This window comes from Candidatus Zixiibacteriota bacterium (assembly GCA_017999435.1).
Lineage (GTDB): Bacteria > Zixibacteria > MSB-5A5 > GN15 > FEB-12 > JAGNLV01.
The window spans coordinates 1,301,947-1,319,399 of the sequence record JAGNLV010000001.1; the positions used below are offsets into that span (position 1 = coordinate 1,301,947).

10 protein-coding genes are annotated in these 17,453 nt (G+C 66.2%); 4 read left to right on the forward strand and 6 right to left on the reverse strand.

The window, feature by feature from the left end; genetic code table 11:
- Positions 1-89: 89 nt before the first annotated feature.
- Both KA261_05430 and KA261_05435 read right to left on the reverse strand, forming a co-directional pair.
- Positions 90-2,756: a thrombospondin type 3 repeat-containing protein gene (locus tag KA261_05430; protein ID MBP7697232.1), complete on the reverse strand. Its 2,667-nt coding sequence runs from the start codon at positions 2,754-2,756 to the stop codon at positions 90-92.
- A gap of 243 nt (positions 2,757-2,999) precedes the next feature.
- Positions 3,000-3,929 carry a nitroreductase family protein gene (locus tag KA261_05435; GenBank protein MBP7697233.1) on the reverse strand — a complete coding sequence of 310 codons (930 nt, stop codon included), beginning with the start codon at positions 3,927-3,929 and terminating at the stop codon, positions 3,000-3,002.
- Positions 3,930-4,316: 387 nt separating this feature from the next.
- On the opposite strand from KA261_05435, the gene asnS reads away from it, so the two are divergent.
- Positions 4,317-5,714 (forward strand): asparagine--tRNA ligase, encoded by a 1,398-nt coding sequence (asnS, locus tag KA261_05440; GenBank protein MBP7697234.1) that lies wholly within the window; start codon positions 4,317-4,319, stop codon positions 5,712-5,714.
- Positions 5,715-5,750: 36 nt separating this feature from the next.
- Here asnS and KA261_05445 read toward each other — a convergent pair whose 3' ends face one another.
- Positions 5,751-6,518 (reverse strand): CPBP family intramembrane metalloprotease, encoded by a 768-nt coding sequence (locus KA261_05445; GenBank protein ID MBP7697235.1) that lies wholly within the window; start codon positions 6,516-6,518, stop codon positions 5,751-5,753.
- A gap of 202 nt (positions 6,519-6,720) precedes the next feature.
- On the opposite strand from KA261_05445, the gene KA261_05450 reads away from it, so the two are divergent.
- Complete coding sequence (locus KA261_05450; protein MBP7697236.1) at positions 6,721-7,626, forward strand: DUF1858 domain-containing protein; 906 nt, start codon at positions 6,721-6,723, stop codon at positions 7,624-7,626.
- Positions 7,627-7,677: 51 nt separating this feature from the next.
- On the opposite strand, the gene KA261_05455 is transcribed toward KA261_05450, so the two are convergent.
- Together KA261_05455 and rdgB are read right to left on the reverse strand one after the other, a co-directional pair.
- Entirely contained in the window at positions 7,678-10,869 is a 3,192-nt protein-coding gene (locus tag KA261_05455) for a fused MFS/spermidine synthase (protein ID MBP7697237.1), read from the reverse strand.
- A gap of 157 nt (positions 10,870-11,026) precedes the next feature.
- On the reverse strand, positions 11,027-11,629 hold the full coding sequence (gene rdgB, locus KA261_05460; GenBank protein ID MBP7697238.1) for an RdgB/HAM1 family non-canonical purine NTP pyrophosphatase: 603 nt from the start codon (positions 11,627-11,629) through the stop codon (positions 11,027-11,029).
- Positions 11,630-12,217: 588 nt separating this feature from the next.
- On the opposite strand from rdgB, the gene KA261_05465 reads away from it, so the two are divergent.
- On the forward strand, positions 12,218-13,006 hold the full coding sequence (locus KA261_05465) for a hypothetical protein (protein ID MBP7697239.1): 789 nt from the start codon (positions 12,218-12,220) through the stop codon (positions 13,004-13,006).
- Between the two features lie 425 nt (positions 13,007-13,431).
- Here KA261_05465 and pruA read toward each other — a convergent pair whose 3' ends face one another.
- A complete protein-coding gene (pruA, locus tag KA261_05470) occupies positions 13,432-15,054 on the reverse strand; it encodes an L-glutamate gamma-semialdehyde dehydrogenase (GenBank protein MBP7697240.1) in 1,623 nt (540 codons plus the stop codon).
- 341 nt (positions 15,055-15,395) lie between these two features.
- Here pruA and KA261_05475 point away from each other — a divergent pair, with 341 nt between their 5' ends.
- A complete protein-coding gene (locus KA261_05475) occupies positions 15,396-17,447 on the forward strand; it encodes a DUF4388 domain-containing protein (protein MBP7697241.1) in 2,052 nt (683 codons plus the stop codon).
- Positions 17,448-17,453 lie beyond the last annotated feature (6 nt).

Sequence of the window (17,453 nt, forward strand, 5' to 3'; positions counted from 1 at the left end):
GCCTCCGGCTGCCGCGACGCCCAAAAGCGAGGGCCCATGGCGGCGGTCGCCATGGGCCCCATCTCACTGTGCGCGGAACAGGCCTCTCGTCAGCAAGCCGCCGGCGGTGGACCGCCCCGGAACAGGTAATTGATCAGGAGCGTCAGGTCGGACACCTTGATCGACCCGTCCGCGTTGGTGTCTCCATGATCGAGGCACGACGGCGCCGCGCCCCCGCGGAAGAGGTAGTTGATCAGGGCCGTCAGATCGGACACTTTCACCGCTCCGTCGTCGTTGAAATCGCCGCGCAGCGTGCAGCACCCGTCGCACGCATCACCGATCCCGTCCCCGTCGGCGTCTTCCTGCCCCGGATTGGCCACCAGCGGGCAGTTATCCGCGCCGTCGAGGATCCCGTCGTTGTCGTCATCGGGATCGCAGGCGTTCCCCAGACCGTCGGTGTCCGTATCCACCTGGCCGGGATTTGACACGTAGGGGCAGTTGTCGCTGATATCCCCGATGCCGTCGCCGTCCGAGTCCGGATCGAGGTAGTTGGGGACCCCGTCGGAATCGATGTCGTCGTTGCGCGGATTGCCGTCAAGGTCCGTATCCTCGTTGATCGTGTTGATCCCGTCGCCGTCGTCGTCGGGATCCATCACGTCGGGAGTCGCGTCCCCGTCCGTGTCGCAGGGGCTCCCGATCCCCCCGCCGCAGTGGTAGACCTCGACCGAATCGTTGACATTGTCCGCATCGCTGTCGGCGGACAGCGGGTTGCTCCCGATCGTCAACTCATCCCCGTTCAGCAGACCGTCGCCGTCGGCGTCGGCATCGCACACGTCTCCGATGCCGTCGGCGTCGATATCCGACTGCCCCGGGTTCGAGATCAGCGGGCAGTTGTCCGATGGATCCAGGACGCCGTCGTTGTCGTCGTCCGGATCGCAGGCGTCCCCGAGCCCGTCGGTGTCGTTGTCGGCCTGGCCCGGGTTGGCCACGCCGGGGCAGTTGTCGCATACGTCGCCGACTCCGTCTCCGTCCCCGTCCAGCTGCCCTGGATTAGGCGTGCCGGGGCAGTTGTCGCAGAGGTCGCCGATCCCGTCGCTGTCCCCGTCCAACTGAGTCGGGTTCGCAACCGTCGGGCAGTTATCGCACACGTCGCCGAAGGTGTCGCCGTCGCCGTCACTCTGGCCGGGATTAGCGATAGCCGGGCAGTTGTCGCACACGTCGCCGACGCCGTCGCCGTCCCCATCCGCCTGGCCGGGATTGGGTACAGTCGGGCAGTTGTCGTACGGGTCAAAAACGCCGTCGCCGTCGGTATCCGGGAAACAAGTCATGACATTTTCGAAATAGACGTCCTGAACCGCGGCCGGCGCCCGGCCGTCGTTCCAGATGTGCGCCGGGCCGTTGAGCAGGTTGAAGTCGGAGCCGAGGTAGTCGCCCAGGTAGATCGGCGCGGGCGGCAGCGGGAAGGTCGAAATCGGCGCGGCCGGCGGCGTCGTCGACAACTGGCAATCGAGCCAGGTCACCCCGCAGTCCGGGGAGGACGACACCCAGGTTTGGTGCGCCACGTTGGCCGGATCGACCCGTCGGTCATAGTAGGTGATGAGGATTCGGCCTGAGCCGGGGTCGACCGACATGTGGGGCGCCCACTGGTCCGCGCCGTTGCCGATCGGATCCTGGTTCACCCGCACGGGCGGGCCCCACGAGCCCGGGAGTCCGGTCGGGCTGGACGAGAAGAAGATGTCCAGGTCGGCTCCGCCCACCGATGTCCAGGCGGCGTACACCCACCCGGCGCAGGGTCCGGCCCCGGTGGCGATGGTGACGGTGGCCGCCCCCTTGACGCCACCGATCAGCACCGGCGGCACGGGCGTGATCGCCGCTACCAACGCCGGCGCAAAGAAGGCCGCGCCGAGCGCCGGCGAACCGGTCACATAGACATTCAGCCCGTCGGTCCAGCCGACATACACCCCACCCCCGGGAATCACCGGGTTGCCCGGCGGGGCCATTACCGCGACACTCGGCCGGTTGGCCGCCGGTGCATTGGGGAAGACCGGTCCTGGGAAAAGCGCCACGGGAACCGAGAAGGCCGGGAAGATCGGGGCGGGACCGGCCATCGTCCGCGAATACGCATAGAAGATCGTGTAGTTGTCCCCGGCGTCATCGAACGGGTTGCCGTTCCCATCGGCATCGCCGAACGTCCCATCGGCGTACTCCACCCACGCGGTGTGCATCGTGCCGAACAGGGGTGCCGGGATGGCCGGGTTGTCGGCCAGGGCGATATCGGGATAATCAAGCCAGGTGGTACCCGGGACATTGACGGCTACGGGCACGCCCGGCCCGAAGGCCGCCCCGCCCCCCGCGCTCGTGTGCACAACCACCGCATCCGGCGCCAGCCAGGGCATGCCGGGACCGTAGGCCGCCGCCGCCGCGTAGAAGGCGCCCGCCGGATGGGAGGCCAGCGAGGGATTCCACTCCGCGCCATACGGCGGCGTCGGGGGAATCAGCGCCTGCACCCAGGCCGCCCCGAGCGTGTTGGAAAACCCCCACCCGATGTTCGAAACCCCGAACCCGGCCGGCGTGTACTCCGTCCACACGGCGTACACTTCGCCCGGCGTCGTCTCACTGAGAGACACCTCCGAGTTGTTCTGGTCGCTCATGGGCGGGCTGCCGGGATTGACCGGCGCGTTCGGCAACCCCCAGCCGGGCTGGGCTGCTCCGAGCACCGCCGTCAAAACCGCCGCCAGCGCGACCGCGACCCGCTGCACCGCTGCGCGAGATGACATGGAAGCCTCCTTGGAATGCGAATACGCTGATTCAGTCTTCTCGTCTGTGGCCGGCCGCCGGCCCGTCACTTTCGGCTGTCCGCCCGGATCCCTCGGCCGGCGGATGCGGAAGGAAACCGGGGTCGTAGATCGATTGCGAGAACGCGCGATCGGGAAAGACCCTGATGCTTTCAATATGGTGCTTCTTGTCCGATTCTCCAAGGTTTTTTTTGCGGCGCCTCGCCGCCGCGCGCGCGGATCCGCTCACTCCCGCGGCCACCACTCCCGGAACCATTCAAACCCCGCGTCTTCGAAGATCCGGAGGTAGGAGGCGTTTTGGGCCGGCATGAAATCCGCCGGGTAGTGCAGGCCGAAATACCGCTGGGCCATGTTGATGGATCCCGCCGCCCGGACCCGCGCCCGGCACCGCTCCGCCAGCTCCTCTCCCCCGGTTCTCCGGCAGACTTCGACGAGCCGGTCGAGGCGGTCCGGGGTGCAGTCGATCTTCGCGCCGCCGTACTTCGTCTCGTACGCCGCCGCCAGTTGGTCATCGGGCAGCTCGCGGTATTGCTCGCGGTGCACCACGACCTGGAGGGGCAGCTTCCCCCGCGGAGCCGGCCGGTGGACCGGCCAGCCGAGCGTCAGAATGACCACCGGGAAGACTCCCGGGGGCAGCGCGAGCATCTCCCGAACCTCCGGGAAGCACTCGAGCACCGTGCCGACATAGACTGAGCCGAGTCCGACCGCGTCGGCCGCGGTGCCGATGCTCTGCGCGGCGATGATCGTATCCTGAAAGGAAATCCAGAAATGCCGGAAGGCCGCGGTGGCGGTGAAGGGCGCCGCCGCCCCCGCCGCCCACCGCTCCAGCCGTCGCCAGTCGATGCAGAACACCAGGTTCACCGGGGCATCCTGCATAAACGTCTGGTTCTCATTGAGCTCCGCCAGCTTTCGCCGCGCCTCCGGATCCCGGACCACGATGATCGACCAGGGCTGCAGGTTTCCGCCGGTGGCCGCATGCACCCCGGCCTGCAGGATTTCGTCGAGCAGGCGGTCGGGGATCTCCCGTTGAGCGAAATTCCGGCAACTCGCCCGTTCGTACAGCAGGCGCAGCACTTCCGCGGCGAGCGGGGATCCGTGCCCGGCGGCAGAGTCGGCCCCGGAATCGGACCGCGGCGATGAATCTTGTGTGGACATATTACGACCTCCCCGGCCTCGGCCGGATCGACAGACTGACGTTTATACATGGCGCAATCTCGGTTTCCCGCCGCCCGCCGTCAAGCACCCCCCGCCGGCTGGGCGAGAAAGCCGGGCGGGTTGGCGCGCGATCCGGCGCAAATAAAAACCCGGCCTGTCAGCCAGGCCGGGTTTCTATGTAGAAGTTGGGAACGTCTCTCGAAGGAGTCACACTCAGTTCATTCTCACCTTTAATACCTGCGAGCGCGGCGGAAGTTTCATTGGGCGGGCGGGATTTCGCGCCCGGCCGCCCGTTTCTTGAGACTTGCCAAACCGCCCCCCGCTCGTTTTATTGCCACCGACAGCCCGATGTGCCCCGTGACCGGAACTGACGCGGAGAAGACACCGATGGATTACAAAGTCCGGACCAGAATCAGGCGAATTGTCGTCGACGAACAGGTGCCGGTTGGGACCACCGTGACCATCCTCGGCCTCGTGCGCACCATCCGCCGAAGCAAGGAAGTCGCCTTTGTCGAGGTCAACGACGGCTCCTGCATGCAGAACCTCCAGGGCGTCGTCTCCGACCCCGACCGGATTCCTGCCATCGACCGGATCCTCACCGGGGCCGCCGTCCGCCTGCGCGGGAAGCTGATCGAATCGCCCGCCCAGGGGCAGAAGTACGAGGTCGCGGTCGAGGCGCTCGACCTGGTCGGGGAAGCGGATGCCACCTACCCGATCCAGAAGAAGCGCCACAGTTTCGAGACCCTCCGCGACATGGCCCACCTGCGTCCCCGGACCAACACCTTCGGCGCGGTCAACCGCATCCGCTCCCGGCTCGCCTACGCCATCCACACCTACTACCAGGAGCGCGGCTTCTACTATATCCACACGCCGATCATCACCGCCTCCGACTGCGAAGGGGCGGGGGAACTCTTCCGCGTCACCACCCTCCCCCTCGACCAGCCTCCGAAGAAGGACGGCCGCGTCGACTGGGAGGCGGACTTTTTCGCCGCCGAGGCCTACCTGAGCGTTTCCGGCCAGCTCGAGGGGGAGCTCCTGGCGGCCGCTCTCGGCGACATCTACACTTTCGGCCCCACTTTTCGCGCCGAGAACTCCAACACCGCCCGCCACGCGAGCGAGTTCTGGATGGTGGAGCCGGAGATGGCGTGGGCCGAGCTCGAGGACGACATGGACCTCGCCGAGGACTTCCTCAAATACCTCTTCCGCTTCGCCCTCGACGACTGCGCCGGCGACATGGCCTTCTTCAACCAGCGGATCGACCACAAACTGATCGAGACCCTCGAGAGCATCGTCGCCTCCGAGTTCGTCCGCGTGAGCTACACCGATGCGATTGCGCAGCTTCAGAAATCCGGCCGGAAGTTCGAGTTCCCCGCCGAGTGGGGGCTGGACCTCCAGACCGAGCACGAGCGCTGCCTGACCGAGGTGGTTTACAAGCGGCCGGTGATCGTGTACGATTACCCGCTCGCGATCAAGGCCTTCTACATGCGGGTGAACGACGACTGGAAAACCGTCCGCGCCATGGACGTCCTCGTCCCCCGCGTCGGCGAAATCATCGGCGGCTCCCAGCGCGAGGAGCGCCTCGACGTGCTGCAGAAGCACATGGAGATGAAGGGCCTCACCAACTGGGAGAACTACGCCTGGTATTTCGACATTCGCCGCTACGGGAGCATGCCGCACGCCGGGTTCGGGCTCGGTTTCGACCGCGCTGTCATGTACATCACCGGCATGCAGAACATCCGCGACGTCCTCCCCTTCCCCCGCGTCCCCCGCTGGGCGAAATTCTAGCCGGCAGAGAGAGCGAGCGGTCGGGCCCGCCCTTCCTCACCGGCCGGGAACCGCTCCGCCGCTCAGCATCGCGATGATCGCGTACACGATCCCCCCGAACACGCCCCCGACATTCGCCAGCATGTGCACGCCGATCGCCGGGACCAGGGAGCCGGTCCGCTCCCGTTGGTGCGCCGCCAGCAATCCCACGGAGAAGGTGAACAGGAGAATGATTACGACCGTGACGGCATCCGTGTGGCTGAGCAGGAGCACGAGATGCATGGCCGCGAAAAACGCCGCGCTGATCAGCGCCGCCCGCCCGATCCGGAGAAACCTCGGCCCGAGCCGGGGCTCCCCGGCGGAGGCGATATGGCTCTGCAAGAACCCGCGCGTGAAAACCTCTTCTATCGTGCTGGAGAAAATCCACACGAACAGGATCACCTGCGGAAAAGTCAGCTCTCGCACCAGCGGGTTTCCTTTCCCCCCGCATGCCAGCATCGCCGCCGTGGCGAGCGTTCCCAGACCCAGCGCGGTCAGGCCGATCGGCATCCACCCGGCTAGCGCGGCCGACCAGTGCCGATCCGGGCGGGGAAGACGAAACCCGTAGTTGGCGAATCGCCCGCGCCCGAAAACGGCGATCGCCCCGAGCGAAAGCCCCAGTTCGAGCGCCTGCGTGGTGAGAATCCGCGCGACCGCCCCGCTCAGCGCGAGCTTCGGCAGAATGACCGCCGCGACCGCGATCGCGAGAGCGACAGTCAACCCGGTAGCGACCCGGGCGTTCCCGGCGCCAACTGTCTTTCCTATCTTTCCTGTCTCTGATCCCACTATCCTATCCTGCCTTTCCCGGCCGCGCGCTCCGGCGGCCATAATACGGTACCCGCGGCCTTGCCGCAACACCATTCCCGGCTGGAGTCGAGGGGCAGCCCCGATGACGGCTCTTTCCCCCCGGCTTCTTGACCTGGGTCAAGGCTCTCCCCGGCCCCGAGGCCGACATTGCGCCAACGAAAACCATAATTCGGAGACTGCCATGTCGACCTACATGAAACGCTTCGTCTACATGTCCCTGCTCTATCTCGCGGCGGGCGCCCTGTGCGGCATTCTGAGCGCCGGCGGATCTCCGGGCTACGCCGCCGTCTTCGCCCACACCCACTTCAACCTGCTTGGCTTCATGGCCATGATCGTCTTCGGCATCGGCTATTTCATACTTCCCCGTTTCAACGGCGCCGAGCTGCGCTGGCCCGCCTGGGTTCCCGTCCACTTCTGGCTCGGCAACGTCAGCCTGGTTGGGATGGTCCTCTTTCGCGGCCTCTACTCCCGCGACGGGAGCAATCTCTGGCACGTTCTCTTCCTCGCCGCCGCCGCCGTCCAGGCCGTCTCTTTGCTCATGTTCATCGTCAACATCTGGGTCACCCTGTCCCTCAAGAAGGCCCCCGCAGGCGCCGCCGCTGCTCCATCGGCTCCCCTCTCCCCGTCGATCAGCCTGACCGAAGACACGCGGATCGCCGACCTCATTGAGCGCTGCCCGTCGGTGCGCGAGGTCCTCGTCGGGCAGGGTTTGAAAATGCTCGATGTCCCGGGGCACCTCGACAAGGTCCGCAAAGTCGGTGTCACGCTCGGCATGGCGGCCGCCAACCACGGCCTTGACCTCCAGACGCTCATCCGCGCCGCCGAGGACGAGGTCAACCGTCCGCCGTCCCCCGCCCGTAGCGCCGCCTCCTCGGCCGCCCCGTTTGACATCACTTCCGAGACCCTGATCGGCGCCGTTCTCGAGCGCCACCCCCGCACGAACGTGATCTTCCAGCGCTATTTCGGCGACGGTTGTCTCGACTGCCCCGGCCAATCGTATGAGTCGATCGACCTCGCCTGCCGCATGCACGGCGTCGACCCGGAGCTCTTTCTCGCCGAACTTCAGGCTGCGGCGCGCGAGGCCTAGTTCGTTCCGCGCTTGCGGTGTTGAAACGGGTGGTGCGGGCTGGGCCGCGGGTCAGGGCTGCCGGCCCGCCTGGAGCTTGGCCAGCGCTGTCTGAGCCCCCTCCAGGGCCGGGTCGAGGCGAAGGGCCTCGCGGTAGTGTGCGATAGCAGCCGGGATGTTGCCCGCGGTCGCCTCGGCCGCCCCCATCCCCATGTGCGCCCGGGCGTACCGGATGTCCGCCTGCAGCGCTCGGCCGAAATAGTCCCGCGCCAGGTCGGGCCGGCCCATCCGGCCGTAGAGGTAGCCCAAATCGGTCAGAATGACCGGATTGCCCGGATTCTCCCGATCCGCCGTCAGCAGCGCGGGCAAGGCCTCGGTCAGGTTGTTGCGTTCGATCAGCGCCGCGGCCAGACCGTGGTAGGCCTTCGCCTCGCGAGGATCGCTCTGCACCCACTCCCGGTACAGCGCGGGCAGTTTGTCCGTCTGGCCGCCCCGGCTGTAGAGAAAAGCCAGGTAGCTGTAGGTCATGGCGGTCGCCCGGCCGGCCGCCACGGTCGCCTCAAGCCCCTCGATCTGGCAGGCGGCGCACGATTCCCGCGCCCGCTCGTCCTGGCAGAGCGAGAGCACCACCGGGTTTTGCCGGCAGTATGCGCACAGGAGGCTGTCGTGCCGCGCCCGCTGCGCTGGGGTCGCCCGGTCGTATGCGAGAATGGGCGGCACAAAACCGTGCATCGGCAGATGTACCGACAATTCGTATTCCAGAAAATCGATCTGCGACTCGACCTCGGTCGCCACTTTCTCCTTCAGCCGCGCGAGCGGCTCCGTCAGTCTCCCCCCGGCGGCGATCCGGGCCGCGATTTCGGGGTCCGACCGGTACAGCAGCTTGGGCGCCGCATACTCCAGGCGCGGGTGGCTGTCGGTGTTTAGCGGGCCGCCGCCGAACAACTCTTTCAGGTTCTGCGCCCGGACCAGCCGGACGAGCACGGCGGGATCGCGGACCGCGAAGTTGCCGCCCTGCCGGCAGTACTGTCCCATCTCCCGCGCGCGGGCAAGATTCAGCGGCCCGCTCCCCTTGATCCCGACAAGCATCAGATCATTGCTGGCCGTGTCCGGCGAGGTCGCCACCAGGAGCGCGTTCGGGAAAACGTCGGCGAACGTCCGCCCCACCATCGCGAACGTCGGCCAGTCCATCTGGTACGTGTGGATGAACTGGACGAACATCCCCCCCTCCGTGAGCGCCTCCCGGGCATAGGTGAAATAGTCCCGCGTGAACAGCGTCGCCAGCCCGGCCATCCAGGGATTCGACGGTTCTGAAATCACGACGTCGTACTCCGCCGCGGTCATGGCCAGGTGCGCCCGGCCGTCCTGCACAATGAGCCGGGCCCGCGGGTCATCGAGCACGCCGTGGTTCCACGGCCGGAAATACTCGCTCGCCGTCACCACTTCCCGGCTGATCTCGACGATGTCGAGCCGCTCGATCGGGTAGCGGAGAATCTCCCCCGCGGTCACACCGCTCGCGAGACCCACGACCATCACCTGCTTCGCCTCGTTGCCGAACAGCAGGGGGAAATGGGCCAGGAGCGTCTGGGTGGGCATGTCGCCGCGGGTGGAAGCCTCGGGCTTGCCCGCGTTGGTCATGGACAAATCCTCGTTCCCCATGGCGTCGCGCGTCTTGAGCACGGTGGTGGTCCCGGCCACCCCGTCCCCGTAGTACACGACGTCGGCATTGAACAGCGGCGCGAGGATCTCCGGTCCGCGCAGCAGCGCCGACCACCACCCCACCTGGTCGGCCTTCACTCCCTGGTCCGCGATCCGGTGGTACTTGCCCAGGGCCAGGAGCCGGTGGTCCCAGCGCGGGTAGGCGAACACGAGGACCAGCGCGGCCGCCGCCGCGCCCGCCGCCGGCAGCCAGATGCGTCGGCGCACCGCCCCCGCCCGCAGGAGCACCCATCCGAAAACCAGCGCCCCGGCAAGCTGAATCGCGATCACCAGGCTCAGCCCATTCGCTTTCCCCAGTGCCGGCACGATCACGAACCCCGCGAGGAACGACCCGAGGACCGCTCCGATGGTGTTCACCGCGTAGGCAAACCCGATCGACCGCCCCACCCGCGCCGTTGAGGGCGTGAAGATTTTCCCGACCAGGGGGAAGGTGGCGCCGAGACAGAGGGTCGGCGGCAGCATGAACAGGAAAAGCAGCGCCGCCTTGGCCGCGTTGAGCGCCGTGAAATTGTCCTGGAACGTCGCAATCAGCTTGGTGAAGAACAACTGGCTGTTCCCCAGCACCTGGCTCACGCCCAGGGCCGCGGCCGCCGCCGCCACCTGCGTCACCAGAAGCAGCGGGGCCGGTTTCCGCGTCCGATCGGCCAGCCACCCGAACAGCATCGCTCCCAGCGCCAGCCCGATAATGAACGTCACCAGCACCACTGTGAACGAGTAGGTGGTCGGCCCCACAATCAGCCCGAGGAGTTTTGTCCAGATCACCTCGTACGACATCGAGCAGAAGCCGGACACGGCGAAAATCACGAGCGCGCCGCTGATGACTGCCCGCGGCGGCGTCTCCGCGACTTCCGCCGGGCCCGTCGCTCCCGCCTCCGCCGGCCGGCCCCGGGTGATCCGGGCGCGCCCCCCGACCAGCACACAGGTCAGCCCGATCGCCGCATTCAGCGCCACTGCCGTCGCCAGCGTTCCCCACATCCCGAACCACGCGATCAGCCAGAACCCGGTGGCGAGCGAACCGAATCCCGCCCCGATCGTATTCAAACCGTACAGCCGCCCCGTGTGCGTCCCCAGATGCCCCAGGCGGGAGACATAGAACCGGCTCAACACCGGCAGCGTCGCTCCCATGAAGGTCACCGGGAGAATGAGCAGGAGAGCGCAGCCCGCGAACGTGAGCAGGTTGTAGATCATCCCGTATTCGAACACGCCGTTGTACATGGCCGCGAACAGCGGTCGAAAGAGCGCCATCAGCCCCGGCAGCACCAGCCCGTACGCCCCCACCATCAACTCCAGGTATCCGTACAGCCGCACGAGTTCTTCCGGCTGCTTCACCCGGTCGACCACCCGGCCCGCCAGGTAGCTCCCCAAGCCGAGCCCGCCCATGAAAATCGTGAGGATGATGGAGATCGCGAAGGGTGCTCCGCCGATGATCTTCACGATCATCCGCGTCCACAGCACCTCGTAGATGAGCCCGGTGAATCCGGAGAGAAAGAAACAGACCAGGATCAGGAGGGCGAGCTGCGATGGTGTGCGCGTTTTCTTCTTCACTGCGGTCACCGTTGGTCGTCTGCCGGCGCGGTCTTGCGGAATATACGCTCTCCGCTGCCCGCGCGCATGGCAATTTCAGCGTCCCGCCCGTGCCGGCGGCCGACTGCGCTGCCGTCGGTCCCCCGGGGCGGCGCCCCGCGGCCGCCCGGGTTTCCCCTCAGCTCCTCGCTTTCAGCCGCGCGCTGATTGCCTCGCGCGCCCGCCGCAGCGCCTGGCCCCGGTGCGACACCGCGCTCTTCTCCGGCAGCCTCATGGCCGAAAACCGCTGTCCGGTTTCGCTGTGCACAAACACCGGGTCGTATCCGAACCCGTTTCCCGGCGCGATATCCTCGGCAATCCACCCCTCGGCCACCCCCTCGACCGTCTCGTGCGTCCCGTCGGCCCAGTCGATCGCAATCACGCAGCGAAACCGCGCCGTCCGCTCCGCTCGCGGCACCCCCGCCAACTCCTCCAGCAGCTTCCGGTTATTGTCGTCGTAGGTGACGTTGTCCCCGGCGTACCGCGAGGAGTACACACCCGGCTGCCCGCCGAGCGCATCCACTTCCAGCCCCGAATCGTCCGCCAGGGCCGGAAGGTCCGTGAAAGCGGCGATCCCCCGCGCTTTCAGCAGGGCGTTGGCCTCGAGCGTCTCCCCGGTTTCGTCGATTTCCGGAAAATCGAGAAAATCACCGGCCGTGAGGATGGTGATCGGGAGATCCTCAAGAAGGTGTCGGATTTCCCGTATTTTGTCGCGGTTGTTGGTGGCCAGCACGAGTTGCATGGGGTCATTCCGTTCTTTCGGGCGTCCTGAATCGCCCCCAATGTAGCATCCATCCGCCGGCGCACAAGCCTAAAGCGCGCCCCTGGGTCTGCCGGCGACTGAGGGAGGTCGGCCGTCCAACGCCGGAGTGCGGAATTCGACGTGCATGCACGAGATTCCCGGCGCCGGTCTGATTCCTGCAGCGATCAGCCATCGCAGATCCCCCTGCCTGCGTCACGGGCGAGTCGCCCGACGCACTCCCGACGCAGATACTGCCTTATTAATGCCTTTACTCCCAACGGCTTCGCCCACCATGCGTCACGCTGCGCCACCGTGGGCGTCACAACGGCGCGCAAACCCCGATGCGGCTGCTCGTGCGCGCTCTCCGTCTTCCTCGCCAACTGCTTCCCCGTCAATGCGATGCCCAGAAAGATGTCGGTAAGCTCGCGGTCCGGCACGCAAGTTGATGTCAGAACCCATGCAGACAACGCGGCTGAGGCCGCGGCAGCACCACCTATCCCGCGACATTGCCCGCTTGGTGGGAGGTCGCGTCGTTGTAGAGGAAGCGAATTCGGCCAATTGATATGCGAGGAGATGAACGGAGCCGTCATGAAACTTTTGATGCGGCTGATCCTGTTGAGTCTGTCGCTGGTCTGCTCTGGTGGGTCGGCCGGCATGGACGATGTTAAATGGGACGTGGACCAGGACACGGTTATGTCAGACGAACAACCTCTGCCTGAGCCGGTGCTTCTCATCGAGCGTTTTCAGTTGTATGTCTACATGGAATGTGAGCCGGATCATGAGGTGCTGAGAAACACCGGTCGGATGGGAATCGACATCCGTACCGCATACCGAACAGTTGGGTTTGATGCCATCACCACCGATTCGTCGCTCACGCTGCGTCTGCGCACGCTCAATCGCGGAAAGCGGGAAGACCGGGTTTCTCTGCCGGCAGAGTCATTTGTGTTATACGTCACACTCCGATCGGATACCGCCTCGTACTGGGTCGAACGTACGGACACCGGCTTCAGCATTACGAGCCGTCGGCAGTCAAACTGGCTGGAGCTTGGTGATGTGCGCACACTCGAAGCGAACGTCCGATGGATGCAATTTGCGAGAGATGCGACTCAGGGCGACGTGAAGGAATTTGTCAAGCAGCTGCGCGAGAATTTCGCGGACATTGTGACCCTTGTCCAGATTGCGCCAGGGTACTACCCCTGCCTGCCGGCGCCCGTTGTGCAGTCTTCGACGATCGGAAGGCGGCTGCGCGCAAACAAGACCGCCGCCGGGTATCTCGTCGGTTTTCAGGTACGCGGCGAGCCGGTCGACGTTCAGCGGGTGCGCAACTGGGTGATGCAGCAGCAGACACAGGAACTCGGGCGCAGTGGAAAAAATTGAATCCGAGGCAGATCGCAGAAGCGATTATCGACCGTGGCTCCGGTGATGTACGTCGGAGTAACAGCCTATTCGGCTTATACTTTGGGGAGGAAAGACATGCGCCGCGGCAACGGCGGGGGACGTTACCGCCGACTCCGCGCCGGCGCAATTCCGAGCCGCCCGCAACCCTGCCGCCCCTGCCATAGGATAACGGTCCTGCCGCAGACCGGGATATCTTTCGTTCCGGTGCCGAAGCAGCAGAAATCTCGGCAAAGGCGCCCCCACGGTCCAGGCGGACCGAGTTCCCTTTACCGCATCGACGCTCCCGCCGCGGGTCGATGTCAGAGGCTCCACGGGAGCCGGGAGACCCCGCCGAGCGCCGCCCCCGAACGGCGATGACGGGCGGCCCCTGCGGCAGCCGGCACGATCTCCGCGTCCCGCTCCCGCTACTCCTTCAGGAAGGGGTAGCGGTAGTCGGTCGGCGGAATGAAATTCTCCTTCACCGTGCGCGGCGAGATCCACCGCATCATATTCTGGATCGCCCCGGCTTTGTCGTTGGTCCCGCTGGCGCGCCCGCCGCCGAACGGTTGCTGCCCCACCACCGCGCCGGTCGGTTTGTCGTTGATGTAGAAATTGCCCGCGGCGTGGCGCAGTGTCCGTTCGGCCAGCGCCACCGCCATCCGGTCGCGCGCGAACACCGCGCCCGTGAGGCTGTAGGGCGAGGTCTGGTCGCACAGGTGCAGCGTGTTGGCGTACTCGGCGTCCTTGTATACGTAGATCGTGAGCACCGGCCCGAAGATTTCTTCGACCATGAGGCGGAAGTGCGGGTCGGTTGTGGCCACCACAGTGGGCTCGATAAACCACCCCTTGGAATCGTCGTAGCGGCCGCCGAAGACGATCTCACACTTGTCCTTATGCTGCTTCGCGTAGTCGATGTACTCGGTGATCGACTTGAACGCCGCGCCGTCGATCACGGCCCCCATGAAGTTGCCGAAGTTCTCGACATCCCCCATCTTGATCGTCCCGAGTTCGGCGATCATCTTCTGCTTGATCGTCGGCCAGAGCGATTCGGGGAAATAGCAGCGGCTGGCGGCCGAGCACTTCTGCCCCTGGAACTCGAAGGCGCCGCGAATCGTGTTGGCCACCACCGCGTCGACGTCGGCCGAGGGATGCGCGATGATGAAATCCTTGCCGCCCGTTTCGCCGACCAGGCGCGGGTAGGTGTTGTAGTTCGGAAGGTTGTCGCCGACCGTCTTCCACATCATCTGGAACACCGGCGTCGAGCCGGTGAAATGGATCCCGGCGAGGTGGCGGCTCTTGAGCACGAGTTCGCCGATGTCCCGCCCCTTCGCAAACAGCAGGTTCACCACGCCGTCGGGCAACCCCGCCTCGCGGAGGATTTTCATAATCCAGTGCGAGGTGTAAGTCGCCGTCGAGGCCGGCTTCCACACCGAGACGCCCCCCACGATCGCCGGGGCGACCGGGAGGTTACCGTTGATCGAGATGAAATTGAAAGGCGTCACCGCGAACACGAAACCCTCGAGCGGCCGGTGATCGATCCGGTTCCAGACGCCCGGCGAACTCTCCGGCTGGAATGTGTCGTAGATCTGCTGGGCGCACCAGCAGTTGAAGCGGTAGAAATCGGCCAGTTCCGCCACCGCGTCGATTTCGGCCTGGTGCGCGGTTTTGGAATGCGCCAGCATCGCCGCCGCATTCATGATGTACCGGTACTTGGTGGAGATGAGGTCGGCAGCTCTGAGGAAAATCGCCGAGCGCTGCTCCCAGGGCATGTGCTGCCAGCTCTTCTGCGCCTCGACCGCCGCCTCCACCGCCATCTTGACCTCTTTCTCGCCGCCCTGGTAGTAATGTCCCAAGAGGAGATTGTGGTCGTGGGGGGCCGTGATCTTGATCTTATGATCGGTCTTGATCTCCTGTCCGCCGATCACGAGCGGCACGTCGATCGGGTTGGCTTTCAAGAACTTGATCGCCTCCTTCAGCGCCGCCCGCTCCGGCGATCCGGGAGCATAGTTCAGAATCGGTTCATTTTTCGGCTGGGGAATGCGGTACATGACAGCGTCTCCTTATGTCTCGAGTAATATTATCCTTTGTCGCCCCGGCTGCCCTCCGGCCTCGACCGGCCCGCCGACGGGGACAACATGATAAGCAGAAAGCCGGGGCGGGGCAAGCACCTGTTGCCTCGTTCGCAAGCGGAGCGCGCCCCGACTCGCGGCAACCTCCCGTCCACCGGTGCGCGGCAACAGGACTACCCATGTCCTCTTTTGCCCCCTGTTATTCCCCCGCTCAACTTCCACTGGGATTGTCCGACCATTATGGGTATAGAGGCAGGACTATGCCGGTGCGCCGCTTCCAGCGGCGCGGCGCATACCTCCCGACTCGAAAGAGGGATCTCGTGTCGGTAAGCAATCTCATCGTGGAGACAAGCCTGGTCTCGGCCGCCTCGGCCGAGGAGGCGCACCGTCGCCAAAACCTCCTCGGCGGCACTTTCGAGGGCCACCTGTTGCGCCTCAAGGCGTTGACGGAGGAGGAGTTGGTCGGCGCCATCCGCAGCGGGGCCGGATGCGACGCGATCGCGCTTTCCGGCCTCCCCATACCCGAATCCGTGATCGGCTATCTTCCCCGCCGGTTCGCCGAGCAGCGTTGCCTGCTGCCGGTGGCGTTCGATCCGGCGGCGAACCGGTTGACGGTCGCTTGTCTTGATCCCCGCGATGAAGGTCTGGCGGCCGAGATTCGGGCGGTCACCGGCGTGCAGGAGATTCACCTCGCAGCCGCGCTGGAGCCGGTCCTCCGCTGCCGCATCATTGAGGCTTATCGCAACCGGCCGGAGGTGGACGATACACGGGGCGCGGCGGGCCCCGATGCTCCCCCGGCGCCGAGGCGGCCGATCCTCCTTGTCGGCGCGATCGACCCGGCTGTCGAGACCCTCGCCCGGGCGCTTGCCCTCGAGGGCCAGAGCGTCATCCTTGTCGAGACGGTCGATGAAGCGCTGGCGGAAATTGCCGCTGCGGCGCCGCGGGCTGTCGTCGTCCGGAGCCGGCCGAACGAAACTCACGCCGTCCTCGAGGACCACCTCCGTGCCACGGCTCCTCAGTGTCCGGTTTGCTTTGCCGAGGGGGTCGCCGACCTGATCACCGCGGCTCCGCCTGCGGAATTGACCGGCAGCCTTTTCACCGCCGCGCTGGCCATGTGGCCGGCGGGCGCCGCCCCGGCCGACGAACTGAAGGTACGCCGAGTGGCCGAGAGGGTGGACCTGACCGCACAGCTTTGCGACCGCCTCAAGCTTTCGCCGCGCGACCGGCTCCTCGTGGTTCACGCGGCGATCGCCGCCGGTGCGCCCGAGCGACCCCCAAGCGACCGCCGGCCGCCCGAGGTCGCGGCGATCCTTGCGCACCGGGAGAGCGAGATCGCCGACACGTATGCCGACCGCCTCCCGCTGGCCGTCCTCGGCGGCAGTATCCTTCGACTGGTCGATACTCTCGCGGATCGGTGGGGGCAACTGAAAGATCCCACCCCCGAGCTCTATCGCGCGCTCACGGCCGAGCTCCGACCCCTGCGCGGACAGGCTTTCCTCCCGCAGGTGGTCGACGCTTTCATCGCCATGGTGAGCGAGCGGATCCCGACCCCGCGGCCCTTCGACCGCGCCTCCACCCAGGCCCTGGTGCTGGGCGACGCCGACGGCTATGTCGGCGCTTTGGCGGGCGCACTCGCCGGCGCCGGGTTTGAGGTCCTCCGCGCCGGCACCGCCGCCCGGTTCATCGACCTGTACGGCAGCCGCTGGCCGGATTTTCTCGTCATCGTCAGCTCCGGGTCGGCCCGCGACGCCCGCCGGATGGTGGACGATCTCGCGGACCGGGGAATCGCTTTCGACACCGTCCCCGCCCTGCTCGCCGTCCCGACGAGGGTTATCCGCGACCTGGCCGATCTCCTTGACAGCCGTATCGAGGACATTCTCCCGATCGAGGCCGGCCCCGAGTTGGGCGAGGCCCGGTTGCGGCGCCTGCGCTTGCGCCTCGAGGCGGAGCATTCGCGACAGATGAGCATGCTCCAGTCGATGGGGACGCACGGTAGCCTCGCCGATATGAACCTGATTGACCTGCTGCAGGCGCTCGGCTACAGCCAGCGCACCGTGCGGATTTCGGTCACCGCCTGCGGCGCGCAGTTGACCATGTACCTCGACGGCGGCCGTCTCATCTGGGCCGAGTGCGGTGACACGGTCGGGGCCGAGGCCGTCTACCTCGGACTCGGCTGGGCGCGCGGGATCTGGAGCGTCGACCCGGTCGGACGCGAAAGCCTCCCGGAACCGAACAGCCACCTCCCGATCGACGCCCTCCTCATTGAAGGATGTCACCGCCTTGATGAGGGCGGCGGTCCGGGGACGGTGCGGTATGAGGAGCTCCCGGCCGAACTCCCGCCGAACGGCGACTTGGGCCTCCGTGAGACGTGATGCCCG